Raw genomic sequence first — 20,146 nt, 5'->3', positions numbered from 1 at the left:
GTACTCGATCCCATGTAGGAGCTGCCGGAGGCTGCGATCTTTTTATGGTTTACGCGGGCTTAAGACCATCTGCGCCGGCACCGTGCGCAAGATCTGCTTTTCAATCTGCAAATCAAAATCGGCGTCGAGCTTCTTCACTCGCTTGGTCAGCAAGGTCGCCAGCCACGGATAATCCGCGGTGCGTGGGGCCTGGATGCTGACGGCGCACTCATAATTCACCACATCGGCGGCAATCGCATCGAGTTGGCGTTGCAGCTTGTGAATATCACCAATGTTCAGCGCAACCGTGGTGCTCTCGGCAGTGGGGTCGATGACCTTGGCTTTCGGCCGGGCCTCGGCAGCCAGCAGCGCGGCTTCAGCCTTTTCCAGCTCGGCCTTGCGCGCTTCAGTGATCGCGCCGTTGACACCGCCAGTCAGCGCGGGGGCCTTGGGCATCAAGGCGCGGGCACGGCTCAATGCAGTGGCCGCAGCGTTGACATCACCTTTCTGCAGGACGATCTGGCTGCGGCGCAGGTACGCCTCCGCCAACTGCCGCTGATACTGCTCGAGGGATTGATCGTTAGGGGTTTCGGCCTGCAACGCGGCCAACTGGTCTTCGGCGGTGGCCAGTTCGCTGCTGGCCAGGCTTTGCTCCAGCTGTGCGATGGCCGTAGCCCGCGCATCCGGGACTTCAGCCACCGGCGGCGTGCTTTGGCAGGCGCCCAGCAGCACTGAAAATGCGACAAGGAGCAGATAACGGGAGGCGAACGGCTTCATTCCTGCGACTCTCTAATTGCGCAAAAAGCGGCCAAGTCTACACCCCACGACGGGGCAGAACAAAACTCAACAGAAACAGCGCGGCCGCCGTCACCACGATCGACGGCCCCGCCGGGGTGTCCTTGAACCATGACAACGCCAGCCCGCCGCACACCGCGAGCATGCCCAGCAGGCTCGCGCCCAGGGCCATCTGCTCCGGCGAACGGGCGTGACGCTGTGCCGCAGCGGCCGGAATGATCAGCAGCGAAGTGATCAACAATACCCCGACGATTTTCATCGCCACTGCGATCACCACCGCGATCAACAACATCAGTGCCAAGCGCAGACCGGCCACCGGCAGGCCCTCGACCCGCGCCAGTTCTTCGTGCACGGTGACCGCCAGCAGCGGCCGCCACAGCGTCACCAGCAACACCAGCACCGCCGCGGTGCCGCCGAGGATCCACGCCAGGTCGCTCGGACTGATCGCCAGCAGATCGCCAAACAGATAAGCCATCAGGTCGATCCGCACTTCATGCATGAAGCTTAGTACCACCAGGCCGAGAGAGAGAGTGCTCGGCGCAAGAATTCCCAACAGCGTGTCAGACGCCAGTGGCTGGCGCTGTTGCAGGGTCACCAGCAGCACCGCCAGCAGCAGGCACCCGACCGTCACCGCTACAGTCGGGCTGACATCCAGCAGAAAGCCCAGTGCCACGCCGAGCAGCGCGGCGTGGGACAGGGTGTCGCCGAAATAGGCCATGCGCCGCCACACCACAAACGAGCCGAGCGGTCCGGCCACCAGCGCCAGCGCCAGACCTGCAAGCAGGGCATACAAGAGAAAATCAGCCATGCTTGCAGCCGTCTCCATGAACATGAGGTTGCCCGCCCAGCGGGCCTTTGACCACCGAACCGTGCAGGTCGTGGGCGTGGTCGTGATGGTGGTGATAGATCGCCAGGCTCGGCGCATTCTTGCCGAACAGCTCGACGAATGCCGGATCACCGCTGACCTGCTCGGGATGCCCGGAGCAGCAGACGTGGCGGTTGAGGCAGACCACCTGATCGGTGGTGCTCATCACCAGATGCAAATCGTGGGACACCATCAGCACGCCGCAACCGTGGCGGTCGCGCAGACGGGTGATCAGGCTGTACAGCTCGGCCTGCCCAGCCACGTCGACGCCCTGCACCGGTTCGTCGAGCACCAGCAGCTCAGGCTCACGCAGCAGGGCCCGAGCCAGCAGCACGCGCTGCATTTCGCCGCCGGAAACACTCTGCACCGGGCTGTCGATCACGTGTTCGGCGCCGACTTCCTTCAATGCCGCCAGGGCACGCGGGCGATCCACACCGGGTACCAGGCGCAGAAACCGCAGGACTGACAGCGGCAGCGTCGGATCGACGTGCAGCTTCTGCGGCATGTAGCCGACGCGCAGTTTCGGCTTGCGCCAGACGCTGCCGCTGTTCGGCTTCAACAGCCCGAGCACGGCGCGCACCAGCGTGGTCTTGCCGGCACCGTTGGGACCGATCAGGGTGACGATCTGCCCCGGCTCGACGCTCAGCTCGATGTTGTCCAGCACAGTCTGCCCGGCAAACGTGACGGCGACCTGCTCCAGACGGATCAGCGCATTGCTCATCAGGCCCCCTGGCAACCGGCGCACAGGCCGACCACTTCGACCGTCTGCGCTTCGACGATGAAGCCGACGTCTTTGGCGCTGCTGATAATTGCGTCGCTGATCACTTTTTGCTCAAGTTCGATAGCGGCGTGACAGTCGCGGCAGATCAGGAACTGACCCTGATGCGCATGCTCGGGATGCACGCAGCCGACGAAGGCGTTGAGCGACGAGATGCGATGAACCAGGCCGTTTTCCAGCAGGAAATCCAGCGCGCGGTACACGGTCGGCGGCGCGGCCCGGCGGCCGTCCTGCTCGCTGAGCACGGCGAGGATGTCGTAGGCACCCAGTGGCTTGTGGCTCTGCCAGACCAATTCCAGCACGCGGCGGCGCAGAGCGGTCAGACGCAAACCTTTTTGCGCGCACAAGGTATCGGCCTCGGACAAAGCGCTGTGCACGCAATGGGAGTGGTCGTGGGGACGGCTGGCAATCGGTGTAATAGGCATGAGCGGCGACGAGATTTGCTGGAGACGTTATTATGTTACCCGTTCTCGCTTCCTTGAGTGGTCATCGTGTCCCGACTTTTTTCTGTTTTTGTGGCCTTTGTTGCCGTTTTTCTGCTGACCGGTAGGGCTCAGGCCGAGGTCAAGGTGCTCACTAGCATCAAACCGTTGCAGTTGATTGCCGCTGCCGTGCAGGACGGCGTGGCGATTCCCGAGGTGCTGTTGCCACCGGGTGCCTCGCCGCACAATTACGCCCTGCGCCCCTCCGACGTACGGAAGGTGCAGTCGGTCGATCTGCTTTACTGGATCGGCCCGGACATGGAAGGCTTCCTGCCGCGGGTGCTCAGCGGTCGCAGCCTGCCGAGTGTCGCGGTGCAGGATCTGCCGGGGCTGAAATTGCGCCATTTCGGCGCAGACAACCATTCCCACGCCGAAGAGGCCGATGAGCATGACCACGACCATCGCCCCGGCTCGCTGGACGCGCACTTATGGCTGTCACCGGTCAACGCCCGGGTGATCGCCGAGAAAATGGCCGCCGATCTCAGCGCCGCCGACCCGGCCAATGCCCAGCGTTATCAGAGCAACGCCAAAGCCTTCGATGAACGTCTGGGTGCGCTGGATCAGCGCTTGAAGAAGCGTCTGGCCAATGTCGAAGGCAAGCCGTACTTCGTCTTTCACGAGGCGTTTGATTATTTCGAAGACGCTTACGGCTTGAAGCACGCCGGGGTGTTCGCCGTCGCGGCTGAAGTGCAGCCAGGCGCTCAGCATGTGGCGGCGATGCGCAAGCGCTTGCAGGAAGTGGGCAAGACTTGCGTATTCAGCGAGCCACCGTTGCGTCCGCGTCTGGCGGAAACGCTGGTGGCTGGCCTGCCGGTGAAGCTGGCGGAACTGGATGCGTTGGGCGGGTACACCCCGGCGACGGCTCAGGGCTATGAGCAGGTGCTGGAAAAGCTCGGCGATGATCTGGCCGGATGCCTGGAATCGCTTTAGGGCTGATTCGGCTTCGCCTCAATCGCGAGCAGGCTCACTCCTACATTTGGAATGCATTCCCTTGTAGGAGTGAGCCTGCTCGCGAAGTTTTTAAAGGGCGAAAGGCAACGGTGTGCTGACCTTCTGCCGCTGTGCCAGTCGCTGCTCGAACTCCCGCGGATCGTGAATCAACACGTCCTGCCCGGCGAATTGCTCGGCGGCGATCAAGCGTGACAGCCAGAACCGCACACAAGCCACGCGCAGCATCGTCGGCCACAGTTCAGCTTCCGCCGCCGTGAATGGGCGCAACGCGGCGTAGGCACCGAGAAACGCTCGGGCCCGCGGGCCATCGATCACGCCAGCCTCATCCGAACACCAGTCGTTCAACGCGATTGCCACGTCATACAGCATCGGCCCCGAGCAGGCATTGTAGAAGTCGATCAACCCGGTCAGGTGCGTGCCTTCGAACATCGCGTTGTCGCGGAACAGATCGGCGTGGATGTTTGCCCGCGGCAGCGCGAGAATTCTGTCCTTCTGCGCGGTGATTTCGTCCAGCGCCTTTTGCAGCAAGGCCTGCGGCTCTTCGCTCAAGTGGGACAACAACTCGCCGCCCTCCTCCAGCATCCAGTCCAGACCGCGATCGGTCTTGCGCTTGATCATGCGCTCGCCCTGGGTCGCCAGGTGCAGATGTGCCTGCAATTCGCCGACCTGGGCGCAATGCTGGGCATTGGCGACCTTGATGTGCTTGCCCGACAGGCGCGGTTGCAGCAGCGCTGGCTTGCCTTTGAGTTCACGCAACGCCACGCCGTCGCTGGTGCGCAGGGCATACGGCACCGGCAGGTCGGCTTCGTGCAGCACGTCGAGCAGGTCGATGAAGAACGGCATCTCCTGCACCGGACCGCGCTCGACCAGGGTCAGGACGAATTCGCCCTGCTCCAGGCTGATGAAGAAGTTGGTGTTTTCGCTGCCGGCGGCGATCCCCTGGAAATCAAGCAGACGGCCAAGCCCGTATGGGGCGAGAAAGGTTTCCAGCTCGGGCCGAGCCAGGGGAGTGAACACAGACATGTCTTAACTGCCAGTACGGGCGCCGCAACCGCGGCGCCGGGTGAATTGAAAACCTACTTCCATTCAAAGATCTTCCATGACGGGATCAGCATATCCGGCTGATCCGAGCGGATGAAATTGGCATCCGTCCCGTCGGCGCGCACCAGAAAATACGGCGGCGCGCCCTTCGGCGTGACTTTGATCGCATACAGGAAACCGTTCTGGCGGTACTCCTGAATGGTCTTGTCGCCCTCCGTGCGGATGGTGACGTCGGGGTCGGCGCCAGGCGCATCATCCGCCGCCATCGCGGCCAGTGGTGAGACAGCGATCAACCCGACCAGCAGCAAGCGATTTAACGTACGCATGATAACCTTGTCCCTTTGTCGTCAACGGTCCCGCTATTCTAGCCCCGGACCCGCCGAAAAGGTTGATCCTGCTCATGAGCCAAGCCCCCCTCGTCCTGGTGGACGGTTCGTCTTACCTGTACCGCGCCTTTCATGCACTGCCACCACTGACCACGTCCAAAGGCCTGCCGACCGGTGCGGTCAAAGGCGTGCTGAACATGCTCAAGAGTCTGCGCAAGCAGTACCCGGACAGCCCGTTCGCCGTGGTGTTCGACGCCAAGGGCGGGACATTTCGCGATGAGATGTACGCCGAATACAAGGCCAACCGCCCGAGCATGCCCGATGACATGCGCGTGCAGATCGAGCCGCTGCACCAGAGCGTGATCGCCCTCGGCTTCCCGCTGCTGTGCGTGGACGGCGTCGAGGCCGACGACGTGATCGGCACCCTGGCGCGCAGCAGCGCGGCGGCGGACCGCCCGGTGATCATCTCCACCGGTGACAAGGACATGGCGCAATTGGTCGACGGCCACATTACCTTGGTCAATACCATGTCCGGTAGTTCGATGGATGTGGAGGGCGTCAAAGAGAAATTTGGCGTCGCACCGGAGCAGATCATCGATTATCTGGCGCTGATGGGCGATTCCTCCGACAACATTCCGGGCGTGCCGGGCATCGGCCCGAAGACGGCGTCCGGCCTGCTGGTCGGCGTCAACGGCGGTCTTAAAGAGCTGTACGAAAATCTGGATATCGTGCCGACCCTGCCGATTCGTGGGGCGAAAACCCTGGTGGCCAAGCTCGAAGAGCACAAGGAAATGGCTTTCCTCTCCTATCAACTGGCAACCATCAAGATCGATGTGCCGCTGGATATCGGCCTCGATGATCTGCAGATGGGTCAGGAAGACCCGGCCAGACTCTACGAGCTCTACACCCTGCTGGAATTCAAGAGCTGGCTCAACGACCTCGATCGCGATGCCAAACGCCTGGAACTGAGTGCGGCTGCCGAACCTGCGCCCACCCATGATCTGTTCAGTGCTCCACAAGCCGAGGCAGCCGCTGCCCCTGCCGAAGCTGCGTACGAAACCATCCTCGATCAGGCCCGCTTTGACGTCTGGCTGGAAAAACTGCGCAACGCCAAGCTGATCGCCTTCGACAGCGAAACCACCGGCATCGACGCGCAGCGGGCACAACTGGTCGGTCTGTCGTTCGCCGTACAGGCCAACGAAGCCGCCTACATTCCGCTGACCCACTCCTACATCGGCGTACCGGAGCAACTGGATCGCGACACCGTGCTGCGCGCACTCAAGCCGATCCTGGAAGACCCGAACAAGCTCAAGGTCGGCCAGCACGCCAAGTTCGACATGAATATTCTGGCCAACTGCGCCATCGGCGGCGACCAGAACGAAGGCATCAGCGTGCGCGGCATCGCCTTCGACACCATGCTTGAGTCGTACGTGCTCAACTCCACCGCGACCCGACACGATATGGACAGCCTCGCGCAGAAGTACCTCGACCACACCACGGTGAGCTTTCAGGACATCGCCGGCAAAGGTGCCAAGCAACTGACCTTCGACCAGATCGCCCTGGAACAGGCCGGTCCCTACGCCGCCGAAGATGCCGACATCACCCTGCGTCTGCACCAGGCTCTGTTCGAGAAGCTAAGCGCGATTCCGAGCCTGGCCAGCGTGCTGACCGACATCGAAATCCCGCTGGTACCGGTGCTGGCGCGCATCGAGCGCCAGGGCGCGTTCGTCGATGCCGAGCTGCTCGGTATCCAGAGCATCGAGCTGGGCAACAAAATGGTTGCGCTCGAGCGAGAGGCCTTCGAGATTGCCGGGGAGGAATTCAACCTCGGCTCGCCCAAGCAACTGGGGGTGATCCTCTATGAAAAGCTTGGCCTGCCGGTGCTGAAGAAAACTGCCAAAGGCCAGCCGTCCACCGCTGAAGAAGTGCTGGCGAAACTCGCCGAAGACGATCACCGCTTGCCGAAAGTGCTGATGGAGCACCGTTCGATGAGCAAGCTGAAAAGCACTTACACCGATCGTCTGCCGGAGCAGATCAACCCGCGCACCGGGCGCATTCATACCTCGTATCATCAGGCGGTGGCCTCGACCGGTCGCTTGTCCTCCAGTGATCCAAACCTGCAGAACATCCCGGTGCGCACCGCCGAAGGCCGGCGCATTCGTCAGGCGTTCGTCGCGCCGAAGGGCTACAAACTGCTGGCGGCGGACTACTCGCAAATCGAGTTGCGGATCATGGCGCACCTGTCCCGCGACGAAGGCCTGATGAACGCCTTCCGCAACAACCTCGACGTGCACACCGCGACCGCCGCCGAGGTGTTCAAGGTCGAGCTTGAGCAAGTGACCTCGGACCAGCGCCGCAGCGCCAAGGCGATCAACTTCGGTCTGATCTATGGCATGGGCGCGCAGAAGCTCGGCAAGGACATCGGCGTCGACACCAAGACGGCCAAGGCCTACATCGATACGTACTTCGCCCGTTATCCAGGCGTTCGCGAGTACATGGAGCGCACCCGCGCACAGGCGGCCGATCAGGGCTACGTTGAAACGTTCTTCGGTCGTCGCCTGTACCTGCCGGAGATCAACTCGAACAAGCCGCAGGAACGCGCCGCCGCAGAACGCACGGCGATCAACGCGCCGATGCAGGGCACGGCGGCGGACATCATCAAGAAAGCCATGGTCGCCGTGGACAACTGGCTGGCGACGTCGGGGCTGGATGCCCGGGTCATCCTGCAAGTGCACGATGAACTGGTGCTGGAGGTTCGCGAGGATCTGGTCGAGCAGGTCAGCACCGAGATTCGCCTGCACATGAGCGAAGCGGCGAAACTGGACGTGCCGCTGCTGGTGGAAGTCGGCGTCGGCAACAATTGGGATGAGGCGCACTGAGCAGGGTGCAGCGTGGCCGCGACACGGCGTCGCGGCAAGCCCGGAGAACCGGCTTAGACCGATAAATGCTTGAGGCTATTCCAAAGCTTTTTGAAAAAAATCTGAACTAATCTGCCGGTGGAACACTCAGAGGTACTGAATGGCTGGTGAAGCCCTTCGATGCTCCTATGTTGTGTTAAGTGTTGGCAGATATCTGAACCCCGCCCTAGCGGTTCGGAACTTAGACCCCGGAATTCTCCCTCCCCACTGAATCCCGGGGCTTTTTTTGCCCAAAAATCGGCTGTGGCACGCTCAGACTGCGTTGGAAGCGCAGCTCGAAATGCTCATTCAGGCCCCTAAAAGTCGGACGCGACCCCGGCCGTTCGAGCTGCACTTCCGCCTTGCCTGAGCGCACCACAGCCAATTTTCCATACCTCGGATTATTCAGCGGCCTCGGTGTTTTTGTCTGCCAGTTCCATCCAGTTGGCCAGTACGGTGTAAGCCTCTTCCAGGCCCATGCGTTTTGGCGCGGAGAACAGTTGGATGGTGATCGAGTCGCCCCAGCCTTTGCGGATTTCCGACTGTACTTTCAGCAGGGTGTTCTTGGCTGCGCCGTAGGTGAGTTTGTCGGCCTTGGTCAGCAGGATGTGCATCGGCATGCCGGCGGCGACGGCCCAGTCGAGCATCAGCAGGTCGAAGTCGGTCATCGGATGGCGGATGTCCATCATCAGAATCAGACCTTTCAAACTCTCTCGACCGCCCAGGTAAGCCTCGAGGTGGCGCTGCCAGTGTTGCTTGAGCGGGATCGGTACTTTTGCATAACCGTAGCCCGGCAGGTCGACCAGACGGCGATCATCGTCTAGCTTGAAGAAGTTCAACAGCTGTGTGCGACCCGGAGTTTTCGAGGTGCGCGCCAGGCTGGCGTGGGTCAGGGTGTTCAGCGCGCTGGATTTGCCAGCGTTGGAACGACCGGCAAACGCCACTTCGAAGCCTTCGTCGTCCGGGCATTGGTCGACTTTGGCGGCACTGAGCATGAATGTGGACTGTTGGCACAGGCCGAGGATGGGATTCTTGAGTTGCATGGGATTTCCGATGTGGGCGGCGCCGGGAATGGGCGCGGAACGCGGTGTCGCTTCCGTTTCAGTGACGCCAGTATATAATGCCGCAGATTTTGTGTGTGCTTTGTCCCAGCGAAGGATGAAGTTCACGAGAGCGCCAGACTTTGATTGCGCATTAGAACGCAGAACGCTCTCAACCCTGAAAAGGTCGTTTTATGACGAAATGGCTGCTGGCTGCCGGAGTCTTGGTGCCGCTTTACAGCGCACAGGCTACACAGGATCCGGAAGCTGTGTACAACCGTGTTTGTGGTGCCTGTCATTCCGGCCAACTACCCATGGCGCCCGCAAGAGGCGATCAGGAAGCTTGGACGCCGAGGTTGGCGAAAGGTATGGGGACGCTGGTGCAACACGTGACCCAGGGTTTCAAGGCGATGCCGCCGCGTGGTTTGTGCATGGACTGCAGTGCCGAGGATTACCAGGCCATCATCCTGTGGATGAGCGAGAGTAAGCCCGGTCCATAACTTAACCCTTAGCCGTAGTTGGATTAGCTGATGAACAAATTGATCGTGAGTCTGCTGTTGACCGTGGGAATTTCAGGCGTCGCCCATGCTGCCGGCGATGCCGCAGCAGGCCAGGCCAAAGCCGCCGTGTGCGGGGCCTGCCATGGCCCGGACGGCAACAGCATGGCGCCGAACTTTCCGAAACTGGCAGGTCAGGGTGAACGCTACCTCGACAAGCAATTGCACGACATCAAGTCGGGCAAACGCGTGGTTCTGGAAATGACCGGGCTGCTGACCAACCTGAATGATCAGGATCTGGCCGATATCTCCGCATACTTCGCCAGCCAGAAAGGCAGCGTCGGCGCCGCCGATCCGAAGATCGTCGCGCGCGGTGAAGCGCTGTTCCGTGGCGGCAACCTGGAAAAAGGCCTGCCAGCCTGCACCGGTTGCCACTCGCCGAATGGCGCCGGCAACGCCGCCGCAGGCTTCCCGCATCTGGGTGGCCAGCACGCTCAATACATCGCCAAGCAACTGACCGATTTCCGCAAGGAAGTCGACGGTCGTGCCAATGACGGTGATGCCATGACCATGCGCACCATCGCGCGCAAGCTGAGCGACGAAGACATCGCTGCGGTTTCCAGCTACATCCAGGGCCTGCACTGAGGCCCTTGTTCGAGTGTTGAGCGAGGCGCGCAACGCCTGCCACGTTAACGCTCGATTAATCCTTCGCAGCAAGTATAAAAAGGGTGGCTTTGGCCGCCCTTTTTTGTGGCCGCTGCCGTTACACTACAGCACTCATGCCCGCCAGGATCTGTGTCGAAACAGGTCGAGCGAGGCGACCCAAATTGTCCAGGAGTAAAGCATGCGTAATCTGATCATCAGCGCCGCCCTCGTCGCTGCCAGCCTGTTCGGCTTCACCGCCCAGGCCGCTGAAGCCCCTGCCGCCCCTTATGTCGAACTGGCCAACCCGGTCCCGGTTGCAGTGCCTGGCAAGATCGAAGTGGTCGAGCTGTTCTGGTACGGCTGCCCGCATTGCTACGCCTTTGAACCCGTCATCAACCCGTGGGTTGAAAAACTGCCGTCCGACGTCAACTTCGTGCGCATTCCGGCGATGTTCGGCGGACCATGGGACGCTCACGGTCAGATGTTCCTGACCCTCGAAGCGATGGGTGTCGAGCACCAGGTTCACGCTGCGGTCTTCAACGCCATTCAGAAAGAACACAAGAAGCTCACCGACAAGAACGACATGGCTGACTTCCTCGCCACTCAAGGCGTGGACAAGGACAAGTTCCTCGCCACCTTCGACTCGTTCGCGATCAAAGGTCAGATCAACAAGGCCAAAGAGCTGGCCAAGAAGTACGAAATCACCGGCGTGCCAACCATGATCGTCAACGGTAAATATCGCTTCGACATCGGCTCTGCCGGCGGTGCCGAGCAAGCATTGAAGCTGGCTGACGATCTGGTCGCCAAAGAGCGAGCGGCAACCAAGGCGGCTGCCAACTAAGCGCGGCATTCGCCATGCGCCGCTGGAAGTCCGAACGCATCGTTGGCCTGCATGATCCGCAGGTCAACGAGCATCATCTGGCGTCTACGGGCCTGCCCGCAGACCAGCGTCTGCGCTTGCTCAGTTTCAACATTCAGGTCGGCATCAGCACCGAGCGCTATCGGCATTACCTGACCCGCAGCTGGCAGCATCTGCTGCCGCACACCGGGCGTTCCGGCAATCTGCAGAAGATCGGTGACCTGCTCGGCGACTTCGATCTGGTCGCCCTGCAGGAAGCCGATGGCGGCAGCCTGCGTTCGGGCTACGTCAATCAGGTCGAACACCTGGCCCACCTCGGCGCCTTCCCCTACTGGTATCAACAACTCAATCGCAACCTCGGCCGGCTGGCCCAGCACAGCAATGGCGTGCTCAGCCGCCTGAAGCCGTGGGCGATCGAGGATCACCCGCTGCCCGGTCCGAAAGGTCGCGGCGCAATCCTGCTGCGCTTCGGCGAAGGTCCGGAAGCGCTGGTGGTGGTGATGATGCATCTGGCCCTCGGCGCGCGGACGCGCAGCCTGCAACTGGCCTACATTCGTGATTTGATCAGCGGCTACAAGCATCAGGTACTGATGGGTGACATGAACACCCACGCCAGCGACCTGCTCGAACACTCGCCGTTACGCGATCTCGGCCTGCTGGCCCCGCAGGTGGAAGCGACCTTCCCCAGCTGGCGCCCACAGCATTGCCTTGATCATATTCTGCTCAGCCCGACCCTGACCCTGGAAAAGGTCGAGGTGCTGGCCCAGCCCATTTCCGATCACCTGCCGGTCGCGGTGGAAATTCGTCTGCCGGGTTCGCTCACGGCCGACGCATTGCCCGCGTTGAGCCCTGCCCCTCGCGGAACCTGTGAATGAGCGACGACGCCCAGCGCTGGAAAGAGAAGTACCTCAAGAGCATCGAACAGCAGGACAAGCTCGAACGCCGCTGGGCCGCGCGACTCGATCTGCTGCGGCGCGGGCTGGTGCGCAGCACGCTGGCGGCCGAAGGCACCGACAAGGCTGTCGATCAGTGCATGAAGGAAATGCGCGAAGTGGTGCGCACCGATGACATGGACGCCGGCCTCGCCGCCCTGCTGCCGCGTCTGGAAAAAGCCGTGCTCGACTCCGAGCAGCGCCGCGAAACCCGCATCGATCAGGTCAGCACCGCGCTGACCGCACTGGTCACCCAGTTGCAGGCCCTTCCCTTGCCGCGGGAAGTCGCGCAACCGCTGAAGAAATTTGCCAAACAACTGGACAGCCGCGTCGGTCAGGCGCGGGAAATGCCCCTGCTGCTGAGCGAGCTCAGTGGCTTGCAGGGCAAGGCCTTGAGTCAGCTAGAGACGCCTGCCGAACCGGGCCGGCCGGGGTTGTTGCAGCGTCTGTTTGGCAGTCGCGAGAGTGAGGAAACCACCGCACCCGCGGCAGACATTCCAGCACCACCCGTGCCGCAGCCGGTCGAAGCTCAGCAACCCGAACCGCAACCCACGCAAACGGCAGCGGTCACAGACCCTGAACCGGCGATTGATGCTCCCGCCGCGACCGTCGAGACGCCTGTGCAGGTCGCGCCCGAACCGGAAGTCGTCGCGTTCACGACGCCTGTTGTCACTGTTGAAGCCGAGCCAGCGCAGCTTGAGCCAGGCGCATCCGTGGCGCCAGGCCCCTCGGTACAATCGCCCGCCACCGAGGCAGTCAATCCCGACGAACTGAGCCACCCCGGCGATCCGTCCGCGTTGATTCTCGACAGCCTGCCCTTGCCCGAGCCGATCGCCCAGGCCCTGGCCGCCATCGACCTGGATCAGCCGGAACACGACATCCTCTTCGCCCTGCCGGACTCGCTGGAGCCGTCCTACAGCTCCGTGGCCAGGCATATCGAAGACACACTGATCGGCCTGCTCGACGACCTGACCCTGCCCGAGCGTCATCGGCCCCAAGCCGAAGCCATGCGCGAACGGCTGAAGCACGGCTTGAACTGGTACGAATTGCTGCCGATCCTCGACGATCTCGCAACCTTGATGCTGGCGATTACCGACAGCGGTCAACATGAGTTCGAAGCCTATCTGCAACAACTCAACGAACGCCTCGAAGCGTTTCAGAGCAACCTGCAAGCGGCCAGCGAAGGGCATGCCGACAACAGCTCGGCGGCGCGGGCCATGGATTCGCAGATCCGTGAACAGGTCGACGGCTTGCAGAGCAGCGTCCAGCAAGCAGCCGACCTCGATGACCTCAAGCATGTGCTGGAGAATCATCTGGAAGGCCTGCTCGGCACCATGGATCAGCACCAGAAACAGCGCGACGCCCGCGAGCAGGAAGTCGCCGCCAGACTGAAGAGCCTGTCGGAGCGCGTGGCGCACATGGAACAGGAGGCCTTGGGTTTCCGCGAACATCTCGAGGAGCAGCGGCAGAAAGCGCTGATCGACCCGCTGACCGGCCTGCCCAACCGCGCGGCGTGGAGTGAACGCCTCGAGCATGAAATCCAGCAGTGGCAGCAACACGGCAATACCCTGAGCCTGGCCATGCTCGACCTCGATCACTTCAAGCGCATCAATGACAGCTATGGCCACCTGGCCGGCGATAAAGTCCTGAAGATCATCGCCACAGTGCTGCGCAAACGCCTGCGCGGCTCGGATTTCATTGCTCGTTTCGGCGGTGAAGAGTTCGTGCTGTTACTGCCAGCAACGCCGCCAGCGGCAGGCGCGAAACTGCTGGAAACCCTGCGTGCGGCGATCGAGGCCTGCCCGTTTCACTTCAAGGGCGAGCGGGTGACCATAACGATTTCCATGGGGCTGGCTTGTTTCAGGGTGGGTGAACACAGCGATCTGGTGCTGAAAAGAGCCGATCAGGCGCTGTATCGGGCGAAAAACGCCGGACGCAACCGCGTGGAGCTGGGCTGAGGCAATTGTTCCATTTTGTTTAAATCCGCCCGCTGGCGGACTCTGGCCAGATCCGTACGTTACACTGTTGCATTATTGTCTTTTGCGTATCGTCCTTTGCCATGAAACTCTTTGCCCTGTTTGCCTCGCTGCTCGTCCTCGCTGGTTGCGCCAGCGGCCCGCGCTACGACACCAGCCATCCTTCGACCAATTACGACAGCCGCATCCAGTTCGTCGTGGTGCATTACACCTCGGCATCGCTGGAGCGTTCGCTGCAATTGCTGACCCATGGCGAGGTCAGCAGCCATTACCTGATCGGCGATGACAAGGGCGCCACGATCTATAAGTTGATGGACGAAAACCAGCGCGCCTGGCACGCCGGCGAAAGTCAGTGGCAGGGCCGTACCTGGCTTAACTCCAGCTCCATCGGCATTGAAATCGTCAATCCCGGCTACAAGGACACCCCGACCGGGCGCCTGTGGTACCCGTACAGCGAAGCGCAAATCCAGTCGCTGATCACCCTGCTCAAGGACATCAGCCAACGCAACGGCATCAGTCCCCGGCATATCATCGGTCACAGCGATATAGCGCCTCTGCGCAAGCTCGATCCGGGTCCACTGTTCCCGTGGAAACGTCTCGCGGATGAGGGCTTGGGCCTATGGCCGAACGAACAAGCCGTGGCGCGTCAGCAAGCCGTGTTCAACAGCAGTCCACTGCCGGAAATCGGCTGGTTCCAGGCGCAACTCGCCCGGCTGGGCTACGACACGCCGCAGACCGGTGAGCTGGATGTAGCCACCCGCCATGTCCTTGCCGCATTCCAGATGCACTACCGCCCCGCCCGTTTCGACGGCACGCCGGATGCGCAAACGGCCGCACTTCTTTTGGTGCTCAACCAGACAAAATAATGACGCCCGCCCGACGGTCAGGGCGAAATCGCAATCAGCAGCTATAACTCATGGTAATTCTTCGGAAATTCCTTGATGGCTGCTACCCGAGAAACGCTGCGTAGCTGGTTTTATCGCCCCGGTTTTTTGGCGATGATCGCGGCTGTCCTCAGTGCCAGCCTGTTGATCGCCGGCAGTATGTTCGCGGCGATGCGGCAGATGGAGTTGCGCGAGAGCCAGGAAATGAACGCGCAGGGTGAGCGTTTCCTCGCCCGCCTCGAACAATTGTTCGGCCAGTTGCGCGAAAGCCTCGACGATCTCGAAGCCCAGCCCTTGCGCGGCTGCGACGAAGAAATGATCGCGACCTTGCAGCAAGTCACTTTCAACTATCGCTTCGTCTACGAAGCCGCCTACATGGACGCCTCGCGGTTCTGCTCCAATCGTCCGCGTCAGGAAGGCCTGTCGCTGGATCGTGCTCCGGACATCCAGGGCCCGACATACAGTTATTGGCTGAACACCACCACTGAACCTGATGAAAACCGCGCGGCGCTCATGCTCGGTCGCGGCAATTTTCGCGTCGCCACCTCGCGCGGGCATTTGACCGACATGGTCGATCTGTCGCCCGGCAGCAGCCTGCTGGTGGTGCTCGATCACGGCACTCGCGCGATCCCGGTACTTGGCTTTGCACAGGTCTGGCCGCCCACCGAACCCTGGCCACCGAAAAGTCGTGATGCACTGCAGGTGACGCAAACGCGGTTGATCTATCGCATGCCCACCGATAATCCGGAATACCAGCTGGTATTGATTACGCCGCGCACTGGCGTGCATATCCCTGCGGTGTGGTGGTGGCTGTTGCCGGTGTGCCTGATTGCCGGGGCCATTGTCGGGTTTCTGACCTTCCTGCTGGTGCGCCAGCGGCAATCGCTGGATGCCGAGTTGCACGGGGCGATCCGTCGGGGTGAGTTACAGGTGCTGTATCAACCGATCTTCGACCTCGACAGCCGCAACTGCGTCGGCGCCGAAGCCCTGCTGCGCTGGCGGCGCCCGGACGGCACGCTGACCAGCCCCGACCTGTTCATTCCGATGGCCGAGAACACCGGACAGATCCGGCAGATGACCGACTTCGTGTTGCAGCGTTTGCTCGAACAACTGGGCCAGTTATTGCGCGCCAATCCGCAGCTGTATATCTCGGTGAACCTCGCGGCGTGCGATGTCATGGTGCCGCGCATCGGCCAGGTCATGGCGCGCCTGCTGGCGCTGCACCGTGTTACGGCGCGGCAGATTGCCTTCGAAGTCACCGAGCGCGGCCTGATCGATGTGGTCGTCGCTCGGGAAAACCTGCAAGCCTTGCGCGATGTTGGCCATCAGGTACTGATCGACGACTTCGGCACTGGCTACTGCAGCCTCGCCTATCTGCAGACCCTGCCAGTGGATTGCCTGAAGATCGACAAGGCCTTCATTGATGCGCTGGGCCATGACGCGGCGAGCAGCGGCGTCGCGCCGCACATCATTCACATGGCGCAGGCGCTGGATCTGAAGGTGATTGCTGAAGGCATCGAACTGGAATCCCAGGCGACCTTGCTCAGCAGTGAAGGGGTGAAATTCGGTCAGGGCTGGTTGTTCGCCCATGCGCTGAGCGCCGTGCAGTTCATCGAACTGATCACCCGCGGACGCCGGCTCGCAGGACGACGTATGGACGACGAAGCCTAAACCGCCAGCGCCATGTAGAACTGGGTGCCCTGCCCCGGCCGCGAATAAACGCCCATGCGTCCACCGTGCAACTGGACGATTTCCTTGCACAGCGCCAGGCCGAGCCCGGCGCCACCCTTCTTGCGACCGACCTGCACGAACGGCTCAAAGATCCGCCCCTGCTGACCGTAGGCAATGCCCTCGCCGTTGTCTTCGACGCTGATGATCACCCGCTCGCCATGACGACGCGCCTGCAGACGGATCTGCCCATCGCGTGCAGTGTGGCGCAGCGCGTTGTCGATCAGGTTGTCGAGGACACGATCGAGTTGCGCCTGATCGGCCTGCAAACGTGGCAACGGCCCTTGAATCTCGACGTTCAGTGCCACACCTTTGGCCGCCGCCGCTTCGGCAAAGCGCAGCTGCGCCTGCTCCAGCAAGTCCTCAATGGAACATGGCGCCAGGGTGAGTTTCTGCAAGCCGTTCTGGTAGCGCGAGAAATTGAGCAAGTCGTTGATCAACTGCATCAGGCGCTGCATTTCCTCGTTGACCGTATCCAGCAGGTCAGCCTCGCGCGACTCCGCCGGAAACTTGGCCCGCTCACGAAACAGCCCGAAAGCCATGTGCATGCCCGTCACCGGCGTACGCAATTCATGGGAAGCGCGCAGAACAAATTCGCTGCGAACCCGCTCGAACGCACGTTGTTCGGTGACGTCGTGCAGCACCATGACCGCGCCGAGAATATGCCCCTGGGTGTGGCTGACCGGCGTCAGGCTATAAGTCAGAAGGCGCGATTCACCATCGACTTCGATACTTAGATCTTCCGGCGCCCGCTCCAGCGTGCCGCCGCGCAGCACCAGTTGCAGTTGTGCATCCAGTTCCGGGCGACCGAGTGCGGTGCCCAAGCCCTGGCCGAGACGATCATCTTCCCAGCCCAACTGACGCTGAGCGACCGGGTTGAGGTGTTCGAGCTGGCCTTGGCGATCGATCATCAACAAACCGTCGTCGATACTGTCGAGCACCGCTTGCAGGCGTTGCTGACCGGCCAACAGCTCGTCGACATTCATCGCCTGGTGTTCGCGCAACGCCTCGGCCATCAGACCGAAGCGCCGCGACAGCAGGTTGACCTCCATGGCGGTGGAAATTGGCAGGGTCACGTCATAGTTACCCTGCCCTATGTTATCGGCAGCCTTGGCCAGCGCTTCGATCGGCGCGCCGAAGCGGCGGGCAATGCCTTGCGCTGTGACAAAACCGATGATCAGCACCGCCAGCCCGACCAGACCGAGCAGCCCAGCGATGAGCAAGGCACGTTCGCGGGCGGCGTGCTGCACCTCGTTGATACTGTCCAGCGCGTGCTTGTGTTCCGCAATCAAACCGTTGCGCAGGATATTGAAGCGCTCGCGGAAATCCGCGCTGGTACTGGCATCCTTCGCCGCTTCGGCGCTGACATCGAAGGAGTCGAGGAAGTTAAGGTAATCGGCCTTGGCCTGGCGGAAACCGTAAGGCTGATCTTCACCCTCCGACTGCTGGGCGATGCCTTGGTCGAGCAACTGGAAGTAATGCTGCTTGGACGCATCGAAGGCAACGGGGTCGGGCTTTTCCGCGAGCATGATGATCAACTGATCGCCGAGGGTCTGGCGCAATTTGAGGCCCAGATCCAGGGTGACGAAGTTGCTGCGCACCAGCGCTTCCTGCGACCCGGCCATCTGCATCACGCTGACCAGCCCGAGCAGAAGCCCGAGCAAGGCCACGGTGATCAGTGCAGAAATGCTCAGGAACAGGCGCGTGCGCAGCTTGATCGCCAGTTTCATCGCGCAGTGCTCACAGGTTGTACTGCTTGCGTTTGCGATACAGGGTCGAGGCGTCGATGCCGAGGGTTTTCGCCGCTTGATCCAGTGTGCCAGCGGTGGCCAGAACCGCCCCGATGTGCGCTTTCTCCAGCTCATCCAGGCTCAGCGCCGCACCGACCCGTGGCGCGTTGTTGGCCGGTTGTTCGGCCATGCCCAGATGGCTGATTTCCACGCGTTCCTGCGGGCAGATGATGCTCGCCCGCTCGACCACGTTGCGCAGCTCGCGAATGTTGCCCGGCCAGCGATAACCGAGCAGCGCTTCGCGCGCCTCATCGCTGAAGCCGCGCGCTGGACGCGCGTACTCTTTGACGAAACGTGCGAGGAAGCGATCGGCAAGGGTCAGGATGTCTTCGGCGCGCTCACGCAATGGCGGCAGATGCAGGGTGATGACGTTGAGGCGATAGAGCAGATCCTCGCGGAAGCGACCGTCGCGGACCATGTCTTCGAGGTTCAGGTTGGTCGCGGCGAGAATGCGCACATCGGCACGGCGAGTCACCGGGTCGCCGACCCGCTCGTATTCCTTGTCCTGGATGAAGCGCAGCAACTTGGGTTGCAACGTCAGTGGAAAGTCGCCGATCTCGTCGAGAAACAGCGTGCCACCGTCAGCCTGGTTAACCCGACCGAGCGTGCTTTCGCTGGCCCCGGTGAAGGCGCCACGGCTATGGCCGAACAGCTCGCTTTCCATCAGCTCGGCAGTCAGCGACGGACAGTTGATGGTTACGCAGGACTTCTTCTCGCGCTTGCTCCAGCCGTGGATTGCACGGGCCAGCTCACCTTTACCGGTGCCGGATTCGCCGAGGATAAGAATGTTGGCGTCGGTGCTCGCGACCTGACGGGCAGTCTCCAGTACGACCTTCATCGCCGGGCTGTGGGAATCGAGGCCGTCTTTCGGTTTACGGATCTCGCCTTCGAGGGCTTCAAGACGCGCCGACAGCTGCCGCACTTCCAGCTGCTTGGCGGTGGCCAGACGTAGTTGGTCGGGGCTGCACGGTTTGACCAGATAGTCGGCGGCGCCAGCCTGGATGGCATCAACGGCGGTGTCGACCGCCGAATGCGCGGTGACGATCACCACGCGCATCCAAGGCGCCTGAATGCGCATTTGCGCGAGGACGTCGAGACCGTTGTCCTCGCCCAGGCGCAAATCGAGGAAGCACAGGTCGAAGACCTGGCGTTGCAGCAAAGCCTCGGCTTGCGCCGCGCTGTTGGCCGTGGCGACTGTATAGCCTTCGTCTTCGAGGCAATAACGAAACGTACGCAGGATGGCGGATTCATCGTCCACCAGCAGAATGCGGCCTTGTTGCTCAGTGGCAGATTCCATTTTTCCTACGCTCCATAGTGATTAGTCTTGGGTTAGTCCCGGAAAAATCGGGCAAGTTGCATGGTTGATTCTGAACGATACCAGCCATAGGAGGGTAGCTCTCTACTGCCATAACGGCCAATTCATTGATTTCGTTGAGTTTTAAAACAGCCAGCGATTTGCAGGGCAGATCCTGCGTCCTCTTCTGACATCTGCGTACCGGTAGCAATTCCATATCATCGAAATTTCCCACGAAATAATCGTGCATTGCGCACGACCGCAGAAGAGCCATCGTGCAGGATGCGTCGCAGGAAATTTCTCAAGCGTACGTAAGCCATTGTTTTTATTGATATTTTCAGACAACAAAAAACTGGCATGCAGGCTGCAATACCTCACTCAGCCCGG

At 61.4% G+C, this 20,146-nt stretch carries 18 protein-coding genes; 9 read left to right on the top strand and 9 right to left on the bottom strand.

Features of this window, described 5'->3' with window-relative positions:
• Window positions 1–42: 42 nt before the first annotated feature.
• The 4 genes from LIS66_RS00365 to LIS66_RS00350 are packed head-to-tail and all read right to left on the bottom strand — an operon-like array spanning window position 43 to window position 2,842.
• Window positions 43–756, bottom strand: coding sequence for a PA5502 family lipoprotein (locus LIS66_RS00365; protein ID WP_227973387.1), 714 nt, complete (start codon window positions 754–756; stop codon window positions 43–45).
• Between the two features lie 37 nt (window positions 757–793).
• A complete protein-coding gene (gene znuB, locus LIS66_RS00360; RefSeq protein ID WP_016772340.1) occupies window positions 794–1,582 on the bottom strand; it encodes a zinc ABC transporter permease subunit ZnuB in 789 nt (262 codons plus the stop codon).
• Window positions 1,575–2,360 carry a zinc ABC transporter ATP-binding protein ZnuC gene (znuC, locus tag LIS66_RS00355; protein WP_101159662.1) on the bottom strand — a complete coding sequence of 262 codons (786 nt, stop codon included), beginning with the start codon at window positions 2,358–2,360 and terminating at the stop codon, window positions 1,575–1,577. Before znuC ends, znuB begins: the two co-directional genes overlap by 8 nt.
• The gene (locus LIS66_RS00350; protein WP_042608298.1) at window positions 2,360–2,842 is read right to left on the bottom strand and encodes a Fur family transcriptional regulator; all 483 of its coding nucleotides are present in this window, start codon (window positions 2,840–2,842) and stop codon (window positions 2,360–2,362) included. Before LIS66_RS00350 ends, znuC begins: the two co-directional genes overlap by 1 nt.
• A gap of 66 nt (window positions 2,843–2,908) precedes the next feature.
• Between LIS66_RS00350 and LIS66_RS00345 the strand changes: the two genes are divergently transcribed.
• Window positions 2,909–3,829 carry a zinc ABC transporter substrate-binding protein gene (locus LIS66_RS00345; RefSeq protein ID WP_227973386.1) on the top strand — a complete coding sequence of 307 codons (921 nt, stop codon included), beginning with the start codon at window positions 2,909–2,911 and terminating at the stop codon, window positions 3,827–3,829.
• A 90-nt stretch (window positions 3,830–3,919) separates the two neighbouring features.
• On the opposite strand, the gene LIS66_RS00340 is transcribed toward LIS66_RS00345, so the two are convergent.
• The gene (locus LIS66_RS00340; protein WP_227973385.1) at window positions 3,920–4,873 is read right to left on the bottom strand and encodes a homoserine kinase; all 954 of its coding nucleotides are present in this window, start codon (window positions 4,871–4,873) and stop codon (window positions 3,920–3,922) included.
• A gap of 53 nt (window positions 4,874–4,926) precedes the next feature.
• A complete protein-coding gene (locus tag LIS66_RS00335; RefSeq protein WP_042608295.1) occupies window positions 4,927–5,217 on the bottom strand; it encodes a DUF2782 domain-containing protein in 291 nt (96 codons plus the stop codon).
• A gap of 74 nt (window positions 5,218–5,291) precedes the next feature.
• Here LIS66_RS00335 and polA point away from each other — a divergent pair, with 74 nt between their 5' ends.
• On the top strand, window positions 5,292–8,096 hold the full coding sequence (gene polA / locus LIS66_RS00330) for a DNA polymerase I (RefSeq protein ID WP_042608294.1): 2,805 nt from the start codon (window positions 5,292–5,294) through the stop codon (window positions 8,094–8,096).
• Window positions 8,097–8,515: 419 nt separating this feature from the next.
• Here the strand turns inward: polA and yihA are convergent, their stop codons facing one another.
• A complete protein-coding gene (gene yihA, locus LIS66_RS00325; RefSeq protein ID WP_042608293.1) occupies window positions 8,516–9,157 on the bottom strand; it encodes a ribosome biogenesis GTP-binding protein YihA/YsxC in 642 nt (213 codons plus the stop codon).
• 191 nt (window positions 9,158–9,348) lie between these two features.
• Here yihA and LIS66_RS00320 point away from each other — a divergent pair, with 191 nt between their 5' ends.
• From LIS66_RS00320 to LIS66_RS00290, 7 genes are all read left to right on the top strand, one after another.
• A complete protein-coding gene (locus LIS66_RS00320; protein ID WP_039757140.1) occupies window positions 9,349–9,654 on the top strand; it encodes a c-type cytochrome in 306 nt (101 codons plus the stop codon).
• 30 nt (window positions 9,655–9,684) lie between these two features.
• On the top strand, window positions 9,685–10,296 hold the full coding sequence (locus LIS66_RS00315) for a c-type cytochrome (RefSeq protein ID WP_042608292.1): 612 nt from the start codon (window positions 9,685–9,687) through the stop codon (window positions 10,294–10,296).
• A gap of 199 nt (window positions 10,297–10,495) precedes the next feature.
• Window positions 10,496–11,137: a thiol:disulfide interchange protein DsbA/DsbL gene (locus LIS66_RS00310; protein ID WP_064365235.1), complete on the top strand. Its 642-nt coding sequence runs from the start codon at window positions 10,496–10,498 to the stop codon at window positions 11,135–11,137.
• A gap of 14 nt (window positions 11,138–11,151) precedes the next feature.
• Window positions 11,152–12,030: an endonuclease/exonuclease/phosphatase family protein gene (locus LIS66_RS00305; protein ID WP_227973384.1), complete on the top strand. Its 879-nt coding sequence runs from the start codon at window positions 11,152–11,154 to the stop codon at window positions 12,028–12,030.
• Window positions 12,027–14,045, top strand: a complete 2,019-nt coding sequence (locus tag LIS66_RS00300) for a GGDEF domain-containing protein (protein WP_227973383.1) — start codon at window positions 12,027–12,029, stop codon at window positions 14,043–14,045. Before LIS66_RS00305 ends, LIS66_RS00300 begins: the two co-directional genes overlap by 4 nt.
• A gap of 101 nt (window positions 14,046–14,146) precedes the next feature.
• Window positions 14,147–14,929 (top strand): N-acetylmuramoyl-L-alanine amidase, encoded by a 783-nt coding sequence (locus LIS66_RS00295; RefSeq protein WP_227973382.1) that lies wholly within the window; start codon window positions 14,147–14,149, stop codon window positions 14,927–14,929.
• 75 nt (window positions 14,930–15,004) lie between these two features.
• Window positions 15,005–16,618 carry an EAL domain-containing protein gene (locus LIS66_RS00290; protein ID WP_227973381.1) on the top strand — a complete coding sequence of 538 codons (1,614 nt, stop codon included), beginning with the start codon at window positions 15,005–15,007 and terminating at the stop codon, window positions 16,616–16,618.
• Here LIS66_RS00290 and LIS66_RS00285 read toward each other — a convergent pair.
• Both LIS66_RS00285 and algB read right to left on the bottom strand, forming a co-directional pair.
• A complete protein-coding gene (locus LIS66_RS00285) occupies window positions 16,615–18,405 on the bottom strand; it encodes an ATP-binding protein (protein ID WP_227973380.1) in 1,791 nt (596 codons plus the stop codon). The two genes, LIS66_RS00290 and LIS66_RS00285, sit on opposite strands and share 4 nt — an antisense overlap.
• A gap of 10 nt (window positions 18,406–18,415) precedes the next feature.
• Window positions 18,416–19,762 carry a sigma-54-dependent response regulator transcription factor AlgB gene (gene algB, locus LIS66_RS00280; protein ID WP_039757147.1) on the bottom strand — a complete coding sequence of 449 codons (1,347 nt, stop codon included), beginning with the start codon at window positions 19,760–19,762 and terminating at the stop codon, window positions 18,416–18,418.
• Window positions 19,763–20,146: the final 384 nt, after the last annotated feature.

It is taken from the genome of Pseudomonas sp. HN2 (genome assembly GCF_020736465.1).
GTDB classification, from domain to species: Bacteria; Pseudomonadota; Gammaproteobacteria; order Pseudomonadales; family Pseudomonadaceae; genus Aquipseudomonas; species Aquipseudomonas moraviensis_A.
This window is presented reverse-complemented; position numbering and strand designations above follow the sequence as displayed.

Bases quoted from the DNA above. Each gene is read 5' to 3' on its own strand.
- yihA (WP_042608293.1), bottom strand. From the start codon at position 9,157: ATGCAACTCAAGAATCCCATCCTCGGCCTGTGCCAACAGTCCACATTC.
- LIS66_RS00290 (WP_227973381.1), top strand. From the start codon at position 15,005: ATGGCTGCTACCCGAGAAACGCTGCGTAGCTGGTTTTATCGCCCCGGT.
- LIS66_RS00365 (WP_227973387.1), bottom strand. From the start codon at position 756: ATGAAGCCGTTCGCCTCCCGTTATCTGCTCCTTGTCGCATTTTCAGTG.
- LIS66_RS00320 (WP_039757140.1), top strand. From the start codon at position 9,349: ATGACGAAATGGCTGCTGGCTGCCGGAGTCTTGGTGCCGCTTTACAGC.
- LIS66_RS00315 (WP_042608292.1), top strand. From the start codon at position 9,685: ATGAACAAATTGATCGTGAGTCTGCTGTTGACCGTGGGAATTTCAGGC.
- LIS66_RS00350 (WP_042608298.1), bottom strand. From the start codon at position 2,842: ATGCCTATTACACCGATTGCCAGCCGTCCCCACGACCACTCCCATTGC.
- LIS66_RS00285 (WP_227973380.1), bottom strand. From the start codon at position 18,405: ATGAAACTGGCGATCAAGCTGCGCACGCGCCTGTTCCTGAGCATTTCT.
- LIS66_RS00305 (WP_227973384.1), top strand. From the start codon at position 11,152: ATGCGCCGCTGGAAGTCCGAACGCATCGTTGGCCTGCATGATCCGCAG.
- znuC (WP_101159662.1), bottom strand. From the start codon at position 2,360: ATGAGCAATGCGCTGATCCGTCTGGAGCAGGTCGCCGTCACGTTTGCC.
- LIS66_RS00335 (WP_042608295.1), bottom strand. From the start codon at position 5,217: ATGCGTACGTTAAATCGCTTGCTGCTGGTCGGGTTGATCGCTGTCTCA.
- LIS66_RS00310 (WP_064365235.1), top strand. From the start codon at position 10,496: ATGCGTAATCTGATCATCAGCGCCGCCCTCGTCGCTGCCAGCCTGTTC.
- polA (WP_042608294.1), top strand. From the start codon at position 5,292: ATGAGCCAAGCCCCCCTCGTCCTGGTGGACGGTTCGTCTTACCTGTAC.
- LIS66_RS00300 (WP_227973383.1), top strand. From the start codon at position 12,027: ATGAGCGACGACGCCCAGCGCTGGAAAGAGAAGTACCTCAAGAGCATC.
- znuB (WP_016772340.1), bottom strand. From the start codon at position 1,582: ATGGCTGATTTTCTCTTGTATGCCCTGCTTGCAGGTCTGGCGCTGGCG.
- LIS66_RS00295 (WP_227973382.1), top strand. From the start codon at position 14,147: ATGAAACTCTTTGCCCTGTTTGCCTCGCTGCTCGTCCTCGCTGGTTGC.
- LIS66_RS00340 (WP_227973385.1), bottom strand. From the start codon at position 4,873: ATGTCTGTGTTCACTCCCCTGGCTCGGCCCGAGCTGGAAACCTTTCTC.
- algB (WP_039757147.1), bottom strand. From the start codon at position 19,762: ATGGAATCTGCCACTGAGCAACAAGGCCGCATTCTGCTGGTGGACGAT.